This window comes from Nocardia barduliensis (assembly GCF_013315795.1).
Lineage (GTDB): Bacteria > Actinomycetota > Actinomycetes > Mycobacteriales > Mycobacteriaceae > Nocardia > Nocardia barduliensis.
Map to the genome: position 1 here is coordinate 17803 of NZ_JABLTE010000066.1, position 18784 is coordinate 36586.

The following is an 18784-nucleotide window of genomic DNA, read 5'->3' on the forward strand; positions in this document are numbered from 1 at the left end:
GTGGCGCGTTACGCTAGACCTTCGGTAGAGAATTCTCCCGCCGCGTCACAACTGAACCAGGAGCCGCCCCACATGCCGATGCCGACCGAGGAAAGGGTGAGCCAGCTTGTAGCTGGTCTCGTCGAACGCCGAGGATTCGACCTCGAGGGCGTCGAGATCTCGACGGCGGGCAAGCGCGTGGACGCGCAGGCTCGGGTGCAGGTGACCGTGGATCGCGACACCTCCGATCTGGACGCGCTGGCGAACCTCAGCACCGAGCTGTCGGCGCTGCTGGACGAAGCGGGGGATTTCGGCGAGACGCCTTACCTGCTGGAGGTCACCACCCCGGGCATCGATCGCCCGCTGACCGCCGACCGGCACTGGCGCCGGGCGCGGGGGCGGAAGGTGCGCGTCACGCTGCGCGAGGGCGCGCAGCCGCCGGAGGGGTCGGCGAGCTTCGAGGCCAGAGTCGGGGCGCTCGCCGGTGATTCGGTGGCGCTGGTGCTCGGCGGCAAACGCGCCCCGCACCGGGTGACGGTCCCGCTGGCCGACATCGCCACAGCCGTCGTCCAGATCGAGTTCTCCCCGCCCGGCGCGCGGGAGCTGGAACTCGCGGGCGGAGTCGTTCCGGGGCGGCCCGCCCCGGGTCAGGAAGATGCGGTGGCGGTCGACGACGCCGCGGAGCTCCGAGGAACACCGAATGCACTCTCCGAATCCGTGACTTCGTCCGATTCGCCGACCGAAGGGATCGTGGAATGAACATCGAAATCGAAGCCCTGCGCGCGATCGTCGCCGACAAGGGGATCTCGATCGAGACCGTGATCTCCGCGATCGAGTCGGCGCTACTGACCGCGTACCGCCACACCGAGGGCCACCAGCCCAACGCGCGCATCGACATCAACCAGAAGACCGGCGTGGTGCGGGTGATGGCGCGCGAGGTGGACGCCGACGGCAATGTGATCTCCGAATGGGACGACACCCCGGAGGGGTTCGGCCGGATCGCGGCGACCACCGCCAGGCAGGTCGTGCTGCAGCGGCTGCGCGACGCCGAGAACGAGAAGTCCTTCGGCGAGTTCTCCACCCACGAGGGCGACATCGTGGGCGGCGTGGTGCAACGCGACGCGCGCGCCAACGCCCGCGGCACCGTCGTCGTGCGCATCGGCAGCGAGTTGCACGGCACGGAGGGATTGATCCCGCCCGCCGAGCAAGTGCCGGGCGAGACCTACGAGCACGGCGACCGGATCAAGTGCTATGTCGTCGGCGTCTCCCGCGGTCCGCGCGGTCCGCAGATCACGCTGTCGCGCACCCACCCGAATCTGGTGCGCCGCCTGTTCGCGCTGGAGGTGCCCGAGATCGCCGACGGCTCGGTGGAGATCGTGGCCGTGGCGCGCGAGGCGGGGCACCGATCCAAGATCGCCGTGCGGACCACCGTGCCCGGCGTCAACGCCAAGGGCGCCTGTATCGGGCCCATGGGACAGCGGGTGCGCAACGTGATGAGCGAGCTGGCCGGCGAGAAGATCGACATCATCGATTACGCCGACGATCCGGCGACGTTCGTCGGCAACGCGCTCTCGCCGTCGAAAGTGGTTTCGGTCACTATCGTCGACGCCGAGGCGAGGGCGGCCCGCGTCGTGGTCCCCGATTTCCAGCTTTCACTGGCGATCGGCAAGGAGGGCCAGAATGCCCGCTTGGCCGCGCGCCTGACCGGTTGGCGCATCGATATCCGCAGCGACGCCGCCCCCGACATGGGCGGATCCGTGCGAACGGAGGCGCATCGGAGTTGACCGGAGCCCGCCCGCGGAGTGCTCGGGATGACATGTTCGTAACTTCCGCGGGGGAGGGGTTCGGCGTTCCGAGCGTGGCAGCGGTAGAGTGGTCCAAGGTTCAGTCCGAGCCTTCGGTTCCAATGCCCGCCCGCACTACCGAGCAAGCCCCGGCGCCCCAGCGCCGAGCCGCTCCGGTGCGAACGTGTATCGGGTGCCGGAAGCGAGTACTGGCCGGCGATCTGTTGCGGATCGTGGCTCGGGATCGTGAGACCGGAGACGGCTCCCACGTCCTCGAGATCGTTCCCGATCCGCGGCGCAGACTTCCTGGACGGGGTGCCTGGATGCACCCCCTTTCGGCTTGTCTGCGCGCGGCAGAGCGGCGCCGAGCGATCGGCAGAGCACTACGAGTGTCCGGACATCTGGATATCTCAGCCCTGGAGCATTACCTCGAGAACAGGCACGAGCACTCATGAGCACACCGTGAAGTACCAACGATGAACGTCCATCGGAGATAACCCGAGGTCGTGCGGGCCGCCGTCGCCAGAACGGCGGAGCTGCTCGACCTCTCAGTGAGGAGAGCAGTGGCAGGCAAGGCCCGCGTGCACGAGTTGGCCAAAGAACTCGGTGTCACGAGCAAGGAACTACTCGCAACGCTCAAGGAGCAGGGCGAGTTCGTGAAGTCGGCGTCCTCGACGGTGGAAGCTCCCGTCGCGCGTCGGCTGCGTGAGTCGTTCGCGGCGAAATCCGCCCCGTCGAACGGCAACAAGTCGGGTGCACGCCCCGGACCGTCCGGCCGTCCGGCGGCCAAGCCCGCGGGCGGTGGCCCGCGTCCCGGTCCCCGTCCGCCGGCGCCCGCGCCGGCGCCCACCGCGCAGGAAACCGCTGTTCCCGCCGCGCGCACCGGCGAATCCCCGGCCGTGAAGCCGGGTCCCGCCGCGCGTCCGGGACCGTCCCAGGCGCCCAAGCCCCCCGCACGGGAATCCGTCACCCCGCAGGCCGCGTCGGCTTCGGGTGCCACGGCGAGTTCCGCGCCCGCTCCGGCGGGTCCGCGTCCGACGCCGGGTGGCCCGCGTCCCGGCCAGCAGCAGCGGCCCGGTGCGCCAAGCCCGGGTGGTCAGCGTCAGGGTGGCGCCGCTCCCGGCCCGCGCCCGGGGCCGAAGACCCCGCGCGTCGGTAACAACCCCTATTCGTCCGCTCCCGAACGGCCCGCGCCGCGTCCGGCCCCCGGTCAGGGCGGCCCGCGTCCGGGTCCGGCTCAGGGCGGTCCCCGTCCGGGTCCGGCTCAGGGTGGCCCGCGTCCGGGTCCGGCTCAGGGCGGTCCCCGTCCCGGTCCGGCCCAGGGCGGTCCCCGTCCCGGTCCGGGCCAAGGTGGCCCGCGTCCCGGCGGTCCGCGTCCGAGTCCCGGCTCGATGCCGCCTCGTCCGAACCCCGGCGCGATGCCGTCGCGTGCGGCGCGTCCGGGCGGTGCGGGAGGCCCCGGCGCGGGTCGTCCGGGTCGTCCCGGTGGCGGCGCCGGTGCGGGTCGTCCCGGCGGCGGTGGCGGTGGCGGTGGCTACCGCGGCGGCGGCGGTGCTCCCGGTGCGGGCGCGGGTGCGCCCGGTGCCGGTGGCGGCGGTGCGGCCGGCGGCTTCCGTGGTCGTCCCGGCGGCGGTGGCGGCGGTCGTCCGGGTGGTCCCGGTGGCCGCGGTGGTGCGGCAGGCGCGTTCGGCCGTCCCGGTGGTGCGCCCCGTCGTGGCCGCAAGTCGAAGCGGCAGAAGCGGCAAGAGTACGACTCGATGCAGGCGCCCGCCGTCGGCGGCGTGCGGCTGCCGCGCGGCAACGGCGAGATCATCCGGCTCGCCCGCGGCGCGTCGCTGTCGGACTTCGCGGAGAAGATCGACGCGAACCCGGCCGCGCTGGTACAGGCCCTGTTCAACCTCGGCGAGATGGTCACCGCGACCCAGTCGGTGAACGACGAGACCCTCGAGCTGCTCGGCGGCGAGATGAACTACGTCGTCCACGTGGTCAGCCCCGAGGACGAGGACCGCGAGCTGCTGGAGTCCTTCGACCTCACCTACGGCGAGGACGAGGGCGGCGAGGAAGACCTCGAGCAGCGTCCGCCGGTGGTGACCGTCATGGGTCACGTCGACCACGGTAAGACCCGACTGCTGGACACCATCCGCAAGGCGAACGTCCGCGAGGGCGAGGCAGGCGGCATCACCCAGCACATCGGCGCCTACCAGGTGCTCACCCACCTGGGCGAGGAAGACCGGCTCATCACCTTCATCGACACCCCGGGTCACGAGGCGTTCACCGCCATGCGTGCCCGCGGTGCGAAGGCCACCGACATCGCGATCCTGGTGGTCGCCGCCGACGACGGCGTCATGCCGCAGACGGTGGAGGCGATCAACCACGCGCAGGCGGCCGACGTGCCGATCGTGGTGGCGGTCAACAAGATCGACAAGGAGGGCGCGAACCCGCAGAAGGTTCGTCAGCAGCTCACCGAGTACGGCCTGGTCGCCGAGGAATACGGCGGCGAGACCATGTTCGTCGACATCTCCGCCAGGCAGAACATCAACATCGACGCGCTGCTCGAGGCGGTCCTGCTGACCGCGGACGCGGCCCTGGACCTGCGGGCCAACCCGGACATGGACGCGCAGGGCGTGGCCATCGAGGCGCACCTCGACCGCGGTCGAGGCCCGGTGGCGACCGTGCTCATCCAGCGCGGCACCCTGCGGGTCGGCGACTCGATCGTGGCGGGCGACGCCTACGGCCGAGTGCGCCGGATGGTCGACGAGCACGGCGAGGACGTCGAGGCGGCGTTGCCGTCGCGGCCGGTCCAGGTGGTCGGCTTCACGTCGGTGCCGGGCGCTGGTGACAACCTGCTCGTGGTCGACGAGGACCGGATCGCCCGGCAGATCGCCGACCGGCGCAATGCGCGCAAGCGCAACGCGCTGGCCGCACGCAGCCGCAAGCGGATCAGCCTGGAAGATCTGGATGCCGCGCTGAAGGAGACCAGCGAGCTGAACCTGATCCTCAAGGGCGACAACTCGGGTACGGTCGAGGCCCTCGAAGAGGCGCTGCTCCAGATCCAGGTGGGCGACGAGGTGCGTCTGCGGGTGATCGACCGCGGCGTCGGTGGCGTCACCGAGACCAACGTCAACCTGGCTTCGGCGTCGAACGCGATCATCATCGGCTTCAATGTCCGTGCCGAGGGCAAGGCGACCGAGCTGGCCAACCGCGAGGGCGTCGACATCCGGTACTACTCGGTGATCTACCAGGCCATCGACGAGATCGAGAAGGCCCTCAAGGGCATGCTCAAGCCGATCTACGAAGAGGTCGAGCTGGGCCGGGCGGAGATCAGGGCGATCTTCCGTTCGTCGAAGATCGGCAATATCGCCGGTTGCATGGTCACGTCGGGTTCGGTCAAGCGCAACGCCAAGGCGCGCCTGCTCCGAGACAACGTGGTGATCGCCGAGACGATGACGATCTCGTCGCTGCGCCGGGAGAAGGACGACGTCACCGAGGTCCGCGACGGCTACGAGTGCGGTATGACGGTCACCTACTCCGATATCAAGGAGGGCGACATCATCGAGGCCTACGAGCTGCGCGAGAAGCCGCGCGACTGACAGACCGATACGAACCCGGACGCCGCGCTCGGTGCGCGGCGTCCGGCTCGGTCGTCCCGACACTGGAGGGGTGTGTGTACCTGGGTGCACTGGAGTTCGACCTGCTGCTCGGCGACGTGCACTCGCTGAAACAGAAACGTTCGGTGATCCGGCCGATTCTGGCCGAATTGCAGCGTTTCGGTGTGAGTGCGGCCGAAGGTGGGGAACACGATCTATACCGTCGCTCGCTCCTGGGCGTGGCCATGGTCAGCGCGGGCATGGATCACCTGACCGAGGTGCTGGACCGCTGTGAACGGCACGTCGCGGCCCGTCCGGAGTTACAGTTGCTGGCGGTGCGCCGCCGAATCTTCGGGCCCGAGGACTGAGGCGGCCCAGCGACGGCGCGGAGGACGGAGCCCGGGTGGGCCACACCGGTCCACGCTCCGCCCGCCATCGACAGATTAGTAGTGAGGAGGAAACGGCCATGGTGGATCAAGCCAGGGCACGCCGACTCGCCAAGCGGATTTCCTCGATCGTCGCGACCGCGATCGAATACGAGGTGAAGGATCCGCGGCTGCGTTTCGTGACCGTCACCGACGCCAAGGTCACCGGCGATCTTCGAGAGGCGACGGTGTACTACACCGTGATGGGCGAAACCCTCGACGCCGAACCGGATTACGAGGGCGCGGCGGCCGGTCTGGAGAAGGCCAAGGGCGTGCTGCGCTCCAAGGTGGGCGCGGGAACCGGGGTGAAGTTCACCCCCACGCTGGCATTCGTGCTGGACCGGGTGCCCGACGCGGCCCGGCAGATGGAGGAACTGCTCGCCAGGGCGCGGGCCGCCGACGACGAGGTCGCCAAGGTGGCCGCGACGGCAAGGCACGCGGGCGAAGCCGACCCCTACAAGGTCGAACGCGACGCCGACGAGTGACATGCGGTAGTCGATGACGACGATGCGGGAAACGGCCGACCTGGACACGGCCGTGGCGGCGCTGGACGCCGCGCGCTCGGTGACCGTCGTGTGCCATGTGCAGCCCGATGCGGACACGGTGGGAAGCGGTCTCGCGCTGGCGCTGGTCTTGCACCGGCGCGGGATCCCGGTGCAGGTGTCGTTCGCCGAACCGGCGGAGTTGCCCGCGTCGATGCGGTCGCTGCCGGGCGTGCGGCATCTGGTGGCGCCCGCCGCGGTGCGCGCCGAGGTCGACCTGCTCGTCGCGGTCGACTGCGGCAGCGCGGGCCGGCTCGGCGCGCTCGCCGACCGATTGCCCGGCGCGGCAACGACAATGGTGATCGATCATCATCGATCCAACACGCGTTTCGGCGCGATCAACGTGATCGATCCTGGCGCCGAGTCCACCACCAGCCTGGTCGCCCGGCTGCTCGACGCCTGGGGCGTGCCGATCGATGCGGACGTGGCGTATTGCCTCTATGCCGGTCTGGTCACCGACACGGGCTCGTTCCGGTGGGTGCGGCCGGGTACGCACGAACTGGCGGAGCGGTTGCTGGCCACCGGGATAGACGGAGCGGAGATCGCGCGAACGTTGATGGACACCCACCCGTTCGGGTGGCTGCCCATGCTGTCGCGGGTGCTCGGGACGGCGCAGCTGGTCCCGGACGTGCGCGGCGGTGTGGGACTGGTGTACGCGTTCGTGCGTCGCGACGACATCGATGACGTGCGGTCGGAGGAAGTCGAGAGCGTGATCGATATCGTGCGCACCACCGCCGAAGCGGGAGTCGCCGCGGTGTTCAAGCAATCCCGCGTGGTACCCGACCGGTGGACGGTGTCGCTGCGCTCGCGCGACAGCGGATCGTGCGCGGGCGACGGGGTGGACGTCGCGGAGGTGGCGACCGCGTTGGGCGGCGGCGGCCACCGTTTCGCCGCCGGATACACCGCGCACGGCACGCCCGAGGATCTGGTCGGCGCGCTGCTGGCCGCGCTCGGGTGAGGATTGGTTTGTGTACCAGTGGTTTCGGGGTCGGCTTCGACAAAAGCGGTGACCCGCGCCACTGTCGGGGCTCCGCTCATGCTCGGGCCGGTTGATCGACTGGGCCGCAATGTCATCGCGGGCCGGACGCCGCCTCGGCGCTGGATGGTTTTCGCCGAAGTGATGTCTTCGGATGCGGCGCACGCGGTCGCCTGCCCCGTTCCGGGGCAAACTCGCGTGCTCTGTGGCGGCGAGGACGCCCACTTGCCATTTCGCCCACGCGACCGGGCCGGGTCGCCCGCGCGGTCGGCGGGCCGTTGGTCATCGGCGTCGCCCTGCCGGTCCGGAACCCTTGTCGCGACGTCCGCGCGACCCGAGCTGCGTGCTGCGGCAGTAAACGCTCACCGGAGCCGCACTCAGCCGTATTTGTCGGTGCGTCGTGCGAAGGTGAGAGAACGATGGTGGACGCGCTGGGGGAGGTGTAGGTGAACGCGCAGGGTTCCAGTGGCGCGGAGATCGGTGACCCAGTCCTGCCCGCGGATGGGCCGGAGTCGGGCCGTGCCGCCGCGGCGGGGCCGATGCGCATTCTCGGCCTTGCGTTGCCGACCCTCGGCGTGCTGGTCGCCGAGCCGATCTACCTGCTGTTCGATCTGGCCGTGGTCGGCAGGCTCGGTGCGCTCGCGCTGGCCGGTCTCGCGGTCGGCGGGTTGATCCTGGCGCAGACCAGTTCGCAGTTGACCTTCCTGTCCTACGGCACCACCGCGCGCGCGGCGCGTCGCCACGGCGCGGGCGACCACCGGGGAGCCGTCGCCGAAGGCGTGCAGGCCACCTGGATCGCGATCGGCGTCGGCGCCGCGATCCTGCTGCTGGCGCAGGCGTTCGCCGTGCCGGTGACCAACGCGATCGCGGGCGGCGGCGACATCGCCGCGCAAGCGCTGGCGTGGGTGCGGATCGCGCTGTTGGGCGTGCCGCTGATCCTGATCGCCATGGCGGGCAACGGCTGGATGCGCGGCGTGCAGGAGACCCGCAGGCCGCTGGTCTACGTGGTGGCCGGGCTGGTGGTGTCGGGCATCCTGTGCCCGGCACTGGTGCACGGACTGCTCGGTGCGCCGCACCTGGGCCTGCCGGGCTCCGCCGTGGCGAACGTCGCGGGTCAGGTCGTCACCGCGTTGCTGTTCCTGAACGCTCTGGTCCGCGAACGGGTGCCGCTCGCCGCGCGGTGGCCCGTCATGCGGGCCCAGCTCGTGCTGGGGCGCGACCTCATCGCCCGCAGTTTCGCTTTCCAGGCGTGCTTCGTCTCGGCGGCGGCGGTCGCCGCGCGGTTCGGCGCCGCGTCCGTGGCGGCCCACCAGTTGGTGCTGCAACTGTGGAACTTCCTGGCGCTGGCCCTGGACGCACTGGCCATCGCCGCGCAGACCCTCACCGGCGCGGCGCTGGGCGCGGGCGACGCCACCGGCGCCCGCGGTATCGCGCGGCGGGTGACCCGCTGGTCGGAGATCTTCAGCCTCGGCTTGGCCGCCTGCTTCGCGGCCGGAGCGGTGGCGATCCCGGCGCTGTTCACCGACGACCCGGCGGTGCTGGAGCGGGCTCACGTGGTGTGGTGGTTCTTCGTCGCGCTCATTCCGGTGGCGGGCATCGTCTTCGCTCTCGACGGCGTTCTGCTCGGTGCGGGCGACGCGGCGTATCTGCGCACCACCACTCTCGGTGCGGCATTGCTCGGCTTCCTGCCCGCCATCTGGCTGTCGCTGGCCTTCGACTGGGGCGTCGCCGGAATCTGGTCCGGTCTCGCCGCGTTCATGATGTTGCGGCTGCTGGCCGTCGCGTGGCGGGCGCTGTCGGGCCGGTGGGCCCTGGTCGGCGCCGAAGTGCCGAGGTGACCGACACCCGGCTCGGCCGGTGCGTGCGAATCCGAACGGATGTGCCAAGGTAGGTGTGGTGATACCCAAGTTGATGGCGGTGAGCGACATCCATGTCGGGCACCAGGGGAATCGGCCGGTCGTCGAGCAGATCAGGGCGGACTCGCCGGAGGACTGGCTCATCGTGGCCGGCGACGTGGGGGAGAAGACCGAGGACATCCGGTGGGCGCTGCAACTGCTGCGCAGCCGGTTCGCCACGGTGATCTGGGTGCCCGGCAACCACGAGCTGTGGACCACGGCGAAGGACCCGGTGCAGATGGCGGGGGTGGCGCGCTACGACTACCTGGTGTCGATGTGCCGCGACCTGGATGTGCTCACGCCGGAGGATCCCTTCCCGGTCTGGCAGGGCGCGGGCGCCGAGGAGTACGGCGGATCGGTCACGCTGGTGCCGATGTTCCTGCTGTACGACTACTCGTTCTTGCCGGAAGGCACGACCACCAAGGCCGAGGGTCTCGCGATCGCCCGGGAGCGCAACGTGGTGGCGACAGACGAGTTCCTGCTCTCGCCGGAGCCGTACCTGACCAGGGACGCCTGGTGTCACGCCCGGGTGCAGGTGACCAAGCGCAAACTCGACGCGCTCGCCCCCGGCACCCCGGTCGTCCTGATCAATCACTTCCCGCTGATCCGGCAGCCGACCGACGTGCTGTTCTACCCGGAGTTCGCGCTGTGGTGCGGCACCGAGCTCACCGCGGACTGGCACACGCGCTACAACGTGGTGTGCTCGGTCTACGGCCACCTGCACATCCCGCGCACCTCGCACTACGACGGCGTCCGGTTCGAGGAGGTCTCGCTCGGCTACCCGCGCGAATGGCAGCGCCGCGGTCTGCCCGAGCGGCTGTTGCGCCAGATCCTGCCCACCCCGCAGTACCCGCCGGGCACGCTGAACAAGTGGGGCGGTCACTTCCAGCTGACCCCGGAGATGGAAGCCGCCGCCGCGGAGATGCGCAGCAAAGCACAGCAGCGGCGCGGATTGGCATAGCTGGACCGAACCGTTCGCCCGGCCGGTATTCGAGGCGACCGCAGCCCGGCCGGCAGCAGTGCTGATCGAGTACGGGACGGCGAATGGCGCTGCGAACCCGCCCGGTGCGGCTCGACTAGGCTCATCGGTGATGATCGAGAACATTCTGCCCACGGGTGTGGCCTCGGCCGAGTTGCTGGCGTACCCGGAGGATCTGCGGCCGCATCCGGCGGAGGAGCATCTCATCGCCAAGTCGGTGGAGAAGCGGCGTCGTGACTTCATCGGCGCGCGGCACTGTGCCCGGCTGGCGCTCGAGCAACTCGGTGAGCCGCCGGTCGCCATCGGCAAGGGCGAGCGCGGCGCTCCGGTGTTTCCGCGCGGGATCGTCGGCAGTCTCACCCACTGCGACGGCTACCGCGCCGCCGCCCTCGGCCACAAGCTGCGATTCCGTTCCATCGGCATCGACGCCGAACCGCACGCCCCCCTGCCCGACGGCGTGCTGGACTCGGTCAGCCTGCCGCAGGAGCGGGACTGGCTGAAGACCACCGACTCCGAGCTGCACCTGGACCGGTTGCTGTTCTGCGCCAAGGAGGCCACCTACAAGGCGTGGTTTCCGCTGACGGTGCGCTGGCTGGGCTTCGAGGAAGCGCACATCACCTTCGAGATCGCCGACAGCTCCGCTCATTCCGGGCGCGGCAGCTTCCGCACCGAGTTGCTGGTGCCGGGGCAGACCACCGACGGCGGACCGCCGCTGCACTCGTTCGACGGCCGTTGGCTGATCACCGACGGGTACATCCTGACCGCGATCGCGCACGTCTGATGGACGCGCTCGGCGGGCTGCTCGTCATCGACAAGGCCGGTGGCTGGACCAGTCACGACGTCGTAGCGAAATGCCGGAAGCTATTGCGCACCAAGAAGGTGGGCCATGCGGGCACCCTCGACCCGATGGCGACCGGGGTGCTGGTGCTCGGCGTGGAACGCGCGACGAAGTTGCTCGGCCTGCTCACCTTGACCACCAAGGCGTACACCGCGACGATCCGGCTCGGACAGGCGACCACCACCGACGACGCCGAAGGCGAAGTGCTCGCGACGACCCCGGCCAGCCACCTCGGCAACGACGAGATAGCTACGCGCACAATTGATTTGACCGGGAACATCGATCAGATACCGGCCACCGTGAGCGCGATCAAGGTCGACGGTGAGCGCGCTTACGCCCGCCACCGCGCGGGTGAAGACGTGCAGTTGGCCGCCCGCCCCGTCACGGTGTCACGCTTCGAGGTGCTCGCCCGTCGCGACGTCGGCGATTTCGTGGACCTGGACGTGGTGGTCGAATGCTCCTCGGGCACCTACGTGCGTGCCCTCGCGCGGGATCTGGGCGCCGCGCTGGGCGTCGGCGGCCACTTGACCGCGCTGCGCCGCACCAGAGTCGGGCCGTTCACCCTCGAACACGCCCGCACCCTCGAGGAACTGGCCGCCGCCGCGGAATCGGGCGCGCCGCCCCTGAGCCTCGACATGGACCAGGCCGTGCGCACCGCCTTCCCGCACCGCGACATCGACGCCGCGCAAGCCGACGACCTCCGCAACGGCCGATGGCTCGACCCCATCGGGATGGCCGGCGTCTATGCCGCTCTCGATCCGGACGGCCGCGCGATCGCACTGGTCCAGGAAAGCGGCAAGCGAGCCGCATCGGTCATGGTCGTACGCCCGGCGAACCTGTAGGGGCCGAACTCTCCCGCATACCTGCTCGCGGCGCGATTTCGCGCGTGCGGACCATTCCCGTGCCGCCGCGTGCGCTCAGCACGCCGCCGGTTTCGCGGTGACGGGCCTGGTGAACTCCAGTCTGATGGCGCCGGAGCCGTTGCGGGCCAGCACGATCGCGGTGCCTTGTGCACGAGACCATGTTCTGGGGACGGTGACCAGATTGTCTCCGGCCATCATGATCAGGACCAACCCGTCGTAGCGGTAGCGGTAGACCGAGTCGGCTCGCGTGCAGGCTGTCTCCGTGACACCAGGCGCTTTGAGATCGAGGGCTTTCTCGGCGTAGATGGTCAGCCCGGGGGCTGTGCGCAGGGTCTCGGACTCGTATCGTTGGGCGCGGCCGATCCCCACGGCGAGCGAGTAGTCCGTGGCGGCCCAGAAGAAGCTGCCCGCGACGAGCAGGAAGACCAGACCCCATTCCAGCGGCGTGGTCGTCGACGGTGCGGTGGCGGAGGCGGCGGCGAGCTGTCGGCGGCGGAGGCGCACGACGCCCCACAGGAGCAGCAAACCGACGATCAAGCAGGATGGTGCGACTCCGATCGTCCAGTTCAGCGGGTTGTCGAACCAGAGCTGGGATAGTCCGTTGAGCAGCAGCAGTCCACCGGTGATCGCCGCGACGATCAGCAGCCACCTGGGTGGGGAACCGGACAGGACGGCGGGCGGGATCGCCACCTTTCCCCACGTGACGGCCAGTGCGACCACCGCGCATATCGCCAATGGGACGAACAACCCGTCGGCACTGCGCATGACGTAATCGGTCGTGCTGAATCCGAGTACCTGCGAATCTATGCCGAAGTATCCGCAGAATCCACGGGCGTGAAAGAACCCCCAATAGAACAGCAGGCCCGCCAGTAGGGTGGCCGGGGCGACGAACTGGCCGAGAAGCTGCGCCATGTGGGAGAGATCGGCGAAGGTGGACGACTCTTCCCGAGGTCGGTCCGGCGGCGCGGGGTCAGCCGCCATTGCGCTTCGAAGTCGTCGGCGGCGCAGTGGTTGTGACGGGCTTCGTCGTGGTGGTGCTCGGTTGTCCACCACCATTTTCCGAGTCGGTTTCGGGCACGCAGGTCTTGGTGTAAACGGTGATCACTCCACCGGAGGCGATGGTGGCGTCGGGCGGGTAACCAGCCGACGGCAGTTGCGGGTCGACACCCACGAAGGACTCGTACCCCTTGGTGACCGGTATCCCGTCCTCGGAAGACGTGCAGGTTGGCGTCGGCGCCGAATTCTTGGGCTTCTTCGTGACCGTTACGCAGTCGACGGGGAGCTTCTTCTTGTCGCAGTTCCCGGCCATCTGGGCCCGTATGCTTTTCACGACGTCGTCGGCAGGATCGCCTGTGCTGAAATCGAATTGGGCAAGGTCGACCGGAATGCCCTTCGCGCCGCGGCCGCCGTCTCCTGAACCGCCTGGGTTGCCGGAGACGCCGACCGTCGGTCGGACCTCGGGTATGCCGGTCCTGCCCACGTCGGACGGTGCGTCCTCGTCACCGCAACCGCTGAGGGCAGCGAGGGCGGCGGCGAACGCTATGAAGAAGATGACGATGCGCGATCCCGCGCGCCCTTGGCATTTCACACCCATGAGATGCTGCCGTCTCTCTGCGATTTCCGGCCCGATCGGCGTCGTCCACCTATTGTTCAACGCCGGCGCCGTTCACGCAGCTCAATTCTCGACTGCGCTCGGGTGAATCGGTGGCGCAGGTCGTCAACGGGAAGCCGGTTGCCGTTCTGTCCGAACGTCACGTTGCGTGGCAGGGCCGGAAGGCTGTCGACAGCTACTCCCGCAAGGGATTCCGTACAGTGTGGGGTGGTCGGCCACACCAGTTCCTGACGGCCGTGGTCGGTAGTTGCGGCGAAGGTAGCGGGCATGAGTGATGGACCGGTGGACACGTTCGGGTTGTGGGACCGCGATGGGGACGGACTCGTTTCGGTAGCGGACATCACGGCGGGAATCCGGGCGCTCGGCCTCGAGGTCGACGACGCGGCGGTCGAACGGCTCGTCGCGGCCGCCGATACCGACGGTGACTTCCTGGTATCCCGAGCCGAGTTCGACGCGGCGCTGGCGGGCGGGCGCATCGAGGTTTCAGACGCCGACGCCGCGTTCAAAGTCTTCGACGTCAACGGCGACGGCCGCATCTCCGTCGAGGAACTCGAATCGCTGATCCGCCACTGCGGGGCGGGCCGGATCGAGGAACCGGCGGACGGCTTGCTGGCCGCCGCGGACCGGGACGGCGACGGCTATCTCTCGCTGCCGGAATTCCGCGCGCTGCTGGAGTTCCTCGCCCGGTAGTCGCCGCGCGCTCAGGAGACGATCTGGCGACGGAGCCGTTCCACGGCGTCGTCCATGTGCTCGATGAGCAAGGCGCGGGCGCGCGCGGGCTCGGCGGTGGCGATCGCTTCGCGCAGCTCGACGTGCTCGCGAGCCTGTTCGCGGAGGTCCGGATAGGTGGTCTGCAAAGCGCCCAGGCACATCCGCGTTTCGATCAGCAGGGTGCGCGCCGCGCGAACCAGTCGTGGGCTGGCCGCGCTCTGCACCAGCGCCTCGTGGAAGGCTTGATCGGCATCCGAGACACCCACCGCGTCACCGCGGGCGGCACAGGCGACCATCTCATCGACGCTGGGCGCGAGCGCCTCGGCGGCGATCGGGCGGCGGCCGTCCAGGATCAGCTCCAGCGCACCGCCCTCCAGCGCCGTTCTGGCCCGGTAGATGTCGACGACGTCGTCGAGGCTCAGTTCGATGACGAAGATGCCGCGGTGGCGGATGCTGTGCAGCAGGCCCTCGGACACCAAGCGCTGCATCGCCTCGCGCACCGGCCCGCGCGAGACCGCGAACCGCGCGGCGAGGTCGGCCTCGCCCAGCTGCGACCCCGGCGCGAGACTGCCGCGCATGATCGCCTCGCGGAGCCGATCGGCGATCATCTCCGCGGTCGACTGCCGGTTCACCGGCTCGAAATCAACGACGGACATCGGCCTGCCTTTCCGCGAACAAGGTGCCGAGCCCGGGAACGACCGGCTCGGCGCCGGCCAGCCGCAAGCCCGCCCAGATCGTGACCTGATTGGCTGTGAGCACCGGTTTGCCCAGCGTAGCTTCCAGCTCCGGCAGCACCGCCATGGTGTGCATCGCGGTGTCGGGGACGAGCAGCGCCTGGGCGTCGGGGTGGTCGTTGGCCGCGGCCAGCCGTAGCACTTGGCTCGCGGTGAGGGTGCCGACCTCGGCGGCGGTATCGATGCCCGCGCTGGACATGGCGACGACCTCGATGCCCGCGTCGGCGAGGAAGTCCACGAACAGCCGGGCGACGTCGTCGGGGTAGCTGGCGGCGACGGCGACGGTGCGCAGCCCCAGCGCGTGCACGGCATCGGCGAACGCGATGCTGGTACTGGTCGCGGGCACACCGGCGGCCTCGGCCAGCGCGCGCACTTGGTCGCGGGCGCCCGCCGGTCCGTAGACGAAACTGCCGGAGGTGCACGCCCAGACGATCGCGTCGGGGTGCTGCGGGGCCAGCAGCGCAGCGCCGAGGCGCAATTTCTCCGGACTGCCCAGCTCGAGCAGTTCCGGGACGGCGTGCAGATCGGTGCCGTAGATGTGGGCTACCGGAAGGTGCGCGCCGAGTGCCGCCGCCGCGAGCGGGTAGTCGTCCTCCGCCGCGTGGTCGGGGTAGATGAAGCCGACGGTGGGTGCGTGCATGGGTGTTCTTCCTTCAGAAAACGTTGAGTAGCCACTTGCCCGGGCCCATCCTCGGGAGCTTCATCCGGCTGAGGCAGGCCCACATGGTGAGTTGGTTGGCGGTGAGCACCGGTTTGCCGAGCGCGTTCTCCAGCGGCTCGATCACGTCGTAGGTCGGCAGGTTGGTGCAGCTGACGAAGACGGCCTGGGCCGCGGGATCGTCGGCGGCGAGGATGCGTTCGGCGATCGTGCGATAGCTGACCTTCCAGATGCCGCCGCCGAGCCCGAGGTGGTCGGAGCGCACGACCGAGCACCCGGCTTCGGCGAGGAACTCGTGCAGCCGGTGGGTGAGGATCTCGTCGTAGGGAGTGAGCACCGAGATCCGCGTGAGGTTCAGATGGCGGATGGCTTCCAGCAGCGCGCCCGAGGTGGTGACCGCGTCCTGCGCCCCGGCCTGGCAGATGGTGTCGCGCAGCGATTTCTCGTAGGCGAGACCTTTGATGAAGCTGCCCGATGTGCACAGGTAGGCCACCACTTCGGGCTCCACGTGCAGTACGTTGCGGGTGGCCGCGGTGAGATGCGCGGCGTCCGAGACCAGTTCGGCCATCTCCAGCGACACCGGGACCGGCTCGTAGGGAGTGCGCGCCAGGTGCAGGCTCACCTCCAACGGCGCCCAGCGCCAGAGCTCCCGTTCGAGGGCGAGATCGAACGGTGCGATGATCCCGATACCCCGTTGGGCCACGGGCCCCTCGAGGTCGGGAAAGCTCAGATCCACTACGGCCCCTCTCGCGCTCAGCCGGGACGACCTCCGAACACGATCGGATTGTTGACAATCATACGATGTCATCTTAGTGTGTCAATGTGGAAGCGGGCCCGATTGTCGCCGTCCTGCACAGTGACAGTGTGCCCGACGCCGAGCGCATGGACCGGATAGCAGACCGTGCCACCATCCGGTACACCGAAGCGCCCGGTCTGGCCCGGGCTCTGCGCGGGGCGGAAATCTTGTTCGTCTACGACTTCCGCACGCGCGCGCTGCCCGGCGCGTGGCACGCCGCCGACCGTTTGCGGTGGGTGCACATGGGATCCACGGGCGTCGACCCGGCGATGTTCCCCGAACTGCGGGCTAGCGACGTGGTCGTGACCAATACCCGGGGCGTCTTCGACGCCGCGATCGCCGAATACGTGCTCGGGCAGATCCTCGGTTTCGCCAAGGACCTGTCCGGCTCACTGCTGCTGCAGCAGCGGCACGAGTGGCGGCACCGGGAGTCCGAACGGGTCGCGGGCGCCACGGCGCTGATCGTCGGCACCGGCTCGATCGGCCGCCACATCGCCCGGTTGCTGCGCGCGGCCGGGATGCGCGTGCGCGCGGTTGGCCGACGGGAGCGTGCGTCGGATCCGGATTTCGGCGAGGTCGCCACCGACTTGCACGCCGAACTGGCCGGCGCCGACTACGTCGTCGCTGTCGCCCCGCTCACCGAGCTGACCAGGAACATGTTCGACGCCGCTGCGTTCGCCGCGATGAAGCCACACGCGAGGTTTGTCAACGTGGGCCGTGGGGAACTCGTTGTGACCGACGACCTCGTCGCCGCGCTGCGCACCGGATCGATCGCCGCGGCGGCGCTCGATGTGGTGGACCCAGAGCCGCTCCCCGCCGATCACCCGCTGTGGGAACTGCCCAATGTCCGGATCACTCCGCACAACTCCGGTGACTTCATCGGATGGCGCACCGAGATCGTCAACGCGTTCACCGAGAACTTCGACAACTGGATCGCCGGACGTCCGCTGGACAACGTGGTCGACAAAAGGCTGGGGTACGTGCCCGGCTGAAGGAGCCCATCCATGAGCTACCCCGACAGGAAACAACCCACCGACCCGACCGCCATGACCGCGGTCGACCTGGTCTCGGCATACGCGGCGGGCACCTTGTCGCCCGTCGAGGCGACCGAGGCGATCCTGCGCGCGATCGCCGACCGCGACGGCGCGCTCAACGCCTTCTGTCTGGTCGATCCCGATCGGGCCTTGGTGCAAGCGAAGGATTCCGAGGCGCGCTGGCAGTCCGGCCACGCCCGCGGCCTGCTCGACGGGGTGCCGGTCTCGATCAAGGACGTCTTTCTCACCGAGGGCTGGCCCACCCGGCGTGGCTCCACGTCGATCGACGCGGCCGGACCGTGGCCGGTGGACAGCCCCGTGGCGGCCCGGCTGCGCGAGGACGGCATGGTGGTCCTGGGCAAGACCACGACACCGGAGATCGCGTGGAAAGCGGTCACCGACAGTCCGCTGTCGGGTGTCACCCGTAATCCGGCAGATCCGTCCACCACCGCGGGCGGCTCGTCGGGCGGTAGCGCCGCGGCCGTCGCGGCGGGCATGGGCCCGGTGTCGGTGGGCACGGACGGCGGCGGCAGCGTACGCATCCCGGCCGCCTTCTGCGGCATCGTCGGGTTCAAGCCCACCTACGGACGGATTCCGCTGTTCCCGGCCAGCCCGTTCGGTCCGCTGGCGCACGCGGGGCCGATGACGCGCACCGTCGAGGACGCGGCGCTGCTGATGGACATCCTGTCGCTGCCGGACCCGCGCGACCCGACCGCGCTGGCCCCCACCCTCACCGTGTTCCGTGCCGAGATGCACCGCGAGGTGCGTGGATTGCGGGTGGCGTACTCGCCGACGCTCGGCTACGCCACGGTCGACCCCGAAGTCGCGGCGATCGTGGAGGCGGCGGTGGCTCGCCTGGCCGAAGCCGAATTCCGGGTCGGCGTCGCCGATCCCGGGTTCGGGGATCCACGCGAGGCGTTCGAGCTGCTGTGGGCGGCCGGCGCGGCCACCATGCTGTCCGGCTTCCCGGAAGGCACCCGCGACCGGGTGGACCCCGGTCTGCGCGCGGTATGGGAGCGTGGTGAAACCGTCACGGCCGTCGACTATCTGGCCGCGCGTAACGTGGCGGCGCAGATCGGCATCACCATGGGCGCTTTCCATACCGACTACGACGTCCTGATCACTCCGACGGTGCCTATTCCCGCGTTCGAGGCGGGACACGACGTGCCCCCGGGCAGCGGCCTGCGCAGCTGGCCGGAGTGGACCCCGTTCACCTACCCGTTCAATCTCACCCAGCAACCCGCGATAAGCATCCCGGCGGGCACGACCCGGGCGGGCTTGCCGGTCGGGTTGCAGATCGTCGGCCCGCGCCACTCGGACGATCTGGTGCTCGCGGTGGCCCGCTACGCCGAATTCGTGCTGGCCTCCTGA

19 protein-coding genes are annotated in these 18784 nt (G+C 69.7%); 14 read left to right on the forward strand and 5 right to left on the reverse strand.

Going from position 1 to position 18784, the window contains the following annotated elements; all coding sequences use genetic code 11:
* Positions 1-72: 72 nt before the first annotated feature.
* From rimP to truB, 11 genes are all read left to right on the forward strand, one after another.
* Positions 73-738, forward strand: coding sequence for a ribosome maturation factor RimP (rimP, locus tag HOV91_RS25155; protein WP_174187871.1), 666 nt, complete (start codon positions 73-75; stop codon positions 736-738).
* Positions 735-1763: a transcription termination factor NusA gene (nusA, locus tag HOV91_RS25160; protein WP_043728549.1), complete on the forward strand. Its 1029-nt coding sequence runs from the start codon at positions 735-737 to the stop codon at positions 1761-1763. Before rimP ends, nusA begins: the two co-directional genes overlap by 4 nt.
* A 122-nt stretch (positions 1764-1885) precedes the next feature.
* Positions 1886-2218 carry a YlxR family protein gene (locus tag HOV91_RS25165; protein ID WP_246350761.1) on the forward strand — a complete coding sequence of 111 codons (333 nt, stop codon included), beginning with the start codon at positions 1886-1888 and terminating at the stop codon, positions 2216-2218.
* Between the two features lie 108 nt (positions 2219-2326).
* Entirely contained in the window at positions 2327-5353 is a 3027-nt protein-coding gene (gene infB / locus HOV91_RS25170; protein ID WP_174187873.1) for a translation initiation factor IF-2, read from the forward strand.
* Between the two features lie 74 nt (positions 5354-5427).
* Entirely contained in the window at positions 5428-5718 is a 291-nt protein-coding gene (locus tag HOV91_RS25175) for a DUF503 domain-containing protein (RefSeq protein WP_039799368.1), read from the forward strand.
* A gap of 98 nt (positions 5719-5816) precedes the next feature.
* Positions 5817-6260 (forward strand): 30S ribosome-binding factor RbfA, encoded by a 444-nt coding sequence (rbfA, locus tag HOV91_RS25180; protein ID WP_043728499.1) that lies wholly within the window; start codon positions 5817-5819, stop codon positions 6258-6260.
* A gap of 13 nt (positions 6261-6273) precedes the next feature.
* The gene (locus HOV91_RS25185; RefSeq protein WP_174187874.1) at positions 6274-7275 is read left to right on the forward strand and encodes a DHH family phosphoesterase; all 1002 of its coding nucleotides are present in this window, start codon (positions 6274-6276) and stop codon (positions 7273-7275) included.
* 557 nt (positions 7276-7832) lie between these two features.
* Entirely contained in the window at positions 7833-9131 is a 1299-nt protein-coding gene (locus HOV91_RS25190) for an MATE family efflux transporter (RefSeq protein WP_174187896.1), read from the forward strand.
* Positions 9132-9189: 58 nt separating this feature from the next.
* Positions 9190-10149 (forward strand): metallophosphoesterase family protein, encoded by a 960-nt coding sequence (locus HOV91_RS25195; RefSeq protein WP_312884764.1) that lies wholly within the window; start codon positions 9190-9192, stop codon positions 10147-10149.
* 130 nt (positions 10150-10279) lie between these two features.
* Positions 10280-10948: a 4'-phosphopantetheinyl transferase Npt gene (gene npt / locus HOV91_RS25200; RefSeq protein WP_174187875.1), complete on the forward strand. Its 669-nt coding sequence runs from the start codon at positions 10280-10282 to the stop codon at positions 10946-10948.
* Positions 10948-11847 (forward strand): tRNA pseudouridine(55) synthase TruB, encoded by a 900-nt coding sequence (gene truB, locus HOV91_RS25205; RefSeq protein WP_174187876.1) that lies wholly within the window; start codon positions 10948-10950, stop codon positions 11845-11847. Before npt ends, truB begins: the two co-directional genes overlap by 1 nt.
* Positions 11848-11922: 75 nt before the next feature.
* Here the strand turns inward: truB and HOV91_RS25210 are convergent, their stop codons facing one another.
* Together HOV91_RS25210 and HOV91_RS25215 are read right to left on the reverse strand one after the other, a co-directional pair.
* Entirely contained in the window at positions 11923-12849 is a 927-nt protein-coding gene (locus tag HOV91_RS25210; protein ID WP_246350764.1) for a hypothetical protein, read from the reverse strand.
* Positions 12839-13462, reverse strand: a complete 624-nt coding sequence (locus HOV91_RS25215) for a hypothetical protein (RefSeq protein ID WP_174187877.1) — start codon at positions 13460-13462, stop codon at positions 12839-12841. The genes HOV91_RS25210 and HOV91_RS25215 overlap by 11 nt, the downstream gene beginning before the upstream one ends.
* Before the next feature lie 285 nt (positions 13463-13747).
* Here HOV91_RS25215 and HOV91_RS25220 point away from each other — a divergent pair, with 285 nt between their 5' ends.
* Positions 13748-14170: an EF-hand domain-containing protein gene (locus HOV91_RS25220; protein WP_174187878.1), complete on the forward strand. Its 423-nt coding sequence runs from the start codon at positions 13748-13750 to the stop codon at positions 14168-14170.
* 11 nt (positions 14171-14181) lie between these two features.
* Here HOV91_RS25220 and HOV91_RS25225 read toward each other — a convergent pair whose 3' ends face one another.
* The 3 genes from HOV91_RS25225 to HOV91_RS25235 are packed head-to-tail and all read right to left on the reverse strand — an operon-like array spanning position 14182 to position 16319.
* Positions 14182-14847, reverse strand: coding sequence for a GntR family transcriptional regulator (locus tag HOV91_RS25225; RefSeq protein ID WP_174187879.1), 666 nt, complete (start codon positions 14845-14847; stop codon positions 14182-14184).
* On the reverse strand, positions 14834-15565 hold the full coding sequence (locus HOV91_RS25230) for a maleate cis-trans isomerase family protein (protein WP_174187880.1): 732 nt from the start codon (positions 15563-15565) through the stop codon (positions 14834-14836). Before HOV91_RS25230 ends, HOV91_RS25225 begins: the two co-directional genes overlap by 14 nt.
* 13 nt (positions 15566-15578) lie before the next feature.
* Positions 15579-16319, reverse strand: a complete 741-nt coding sequence (locus HOV91_RS25235; protein WP_312884765.1) for a maleate cis-trans isomerase family protein — start codon at positions 16317-16319, stop codon at positions 15579-15581.
* An 86-nt stretch (positions 16320-16405) separates the two neighbouring features.
* Between HOV91_RS25235 and HOV91_RS25240 the strand changes: the two genes are divergently transcribed.
* Together HOV91_RS25240 and HOV91_RS25245 are read left to right on the forward strand one after the other, a co-directional pair.
* Positions 16406-17371, forward strand: a complete 966-nt coding sequence (locus tag HOV91_RS25240) for a D-2-hydroxyacid dehydrogenase (RefSeq protein ID WP_174187882.1) — start codon at positions 16406-16408, stop codon at positions 17369-17371.
* Positions 17372-17383: 12 nt separating this feature from the next.
* The gene (locus HOV91_RS25245) at positions 17384-18784 is read left to right on the forward strand and encodes an amidase (protein ID WP_174187883.1); all 1401 of its coding nucleotides are present in this window, start codon (positions 17384-17386) and stop codon (positions 18782-18784) included.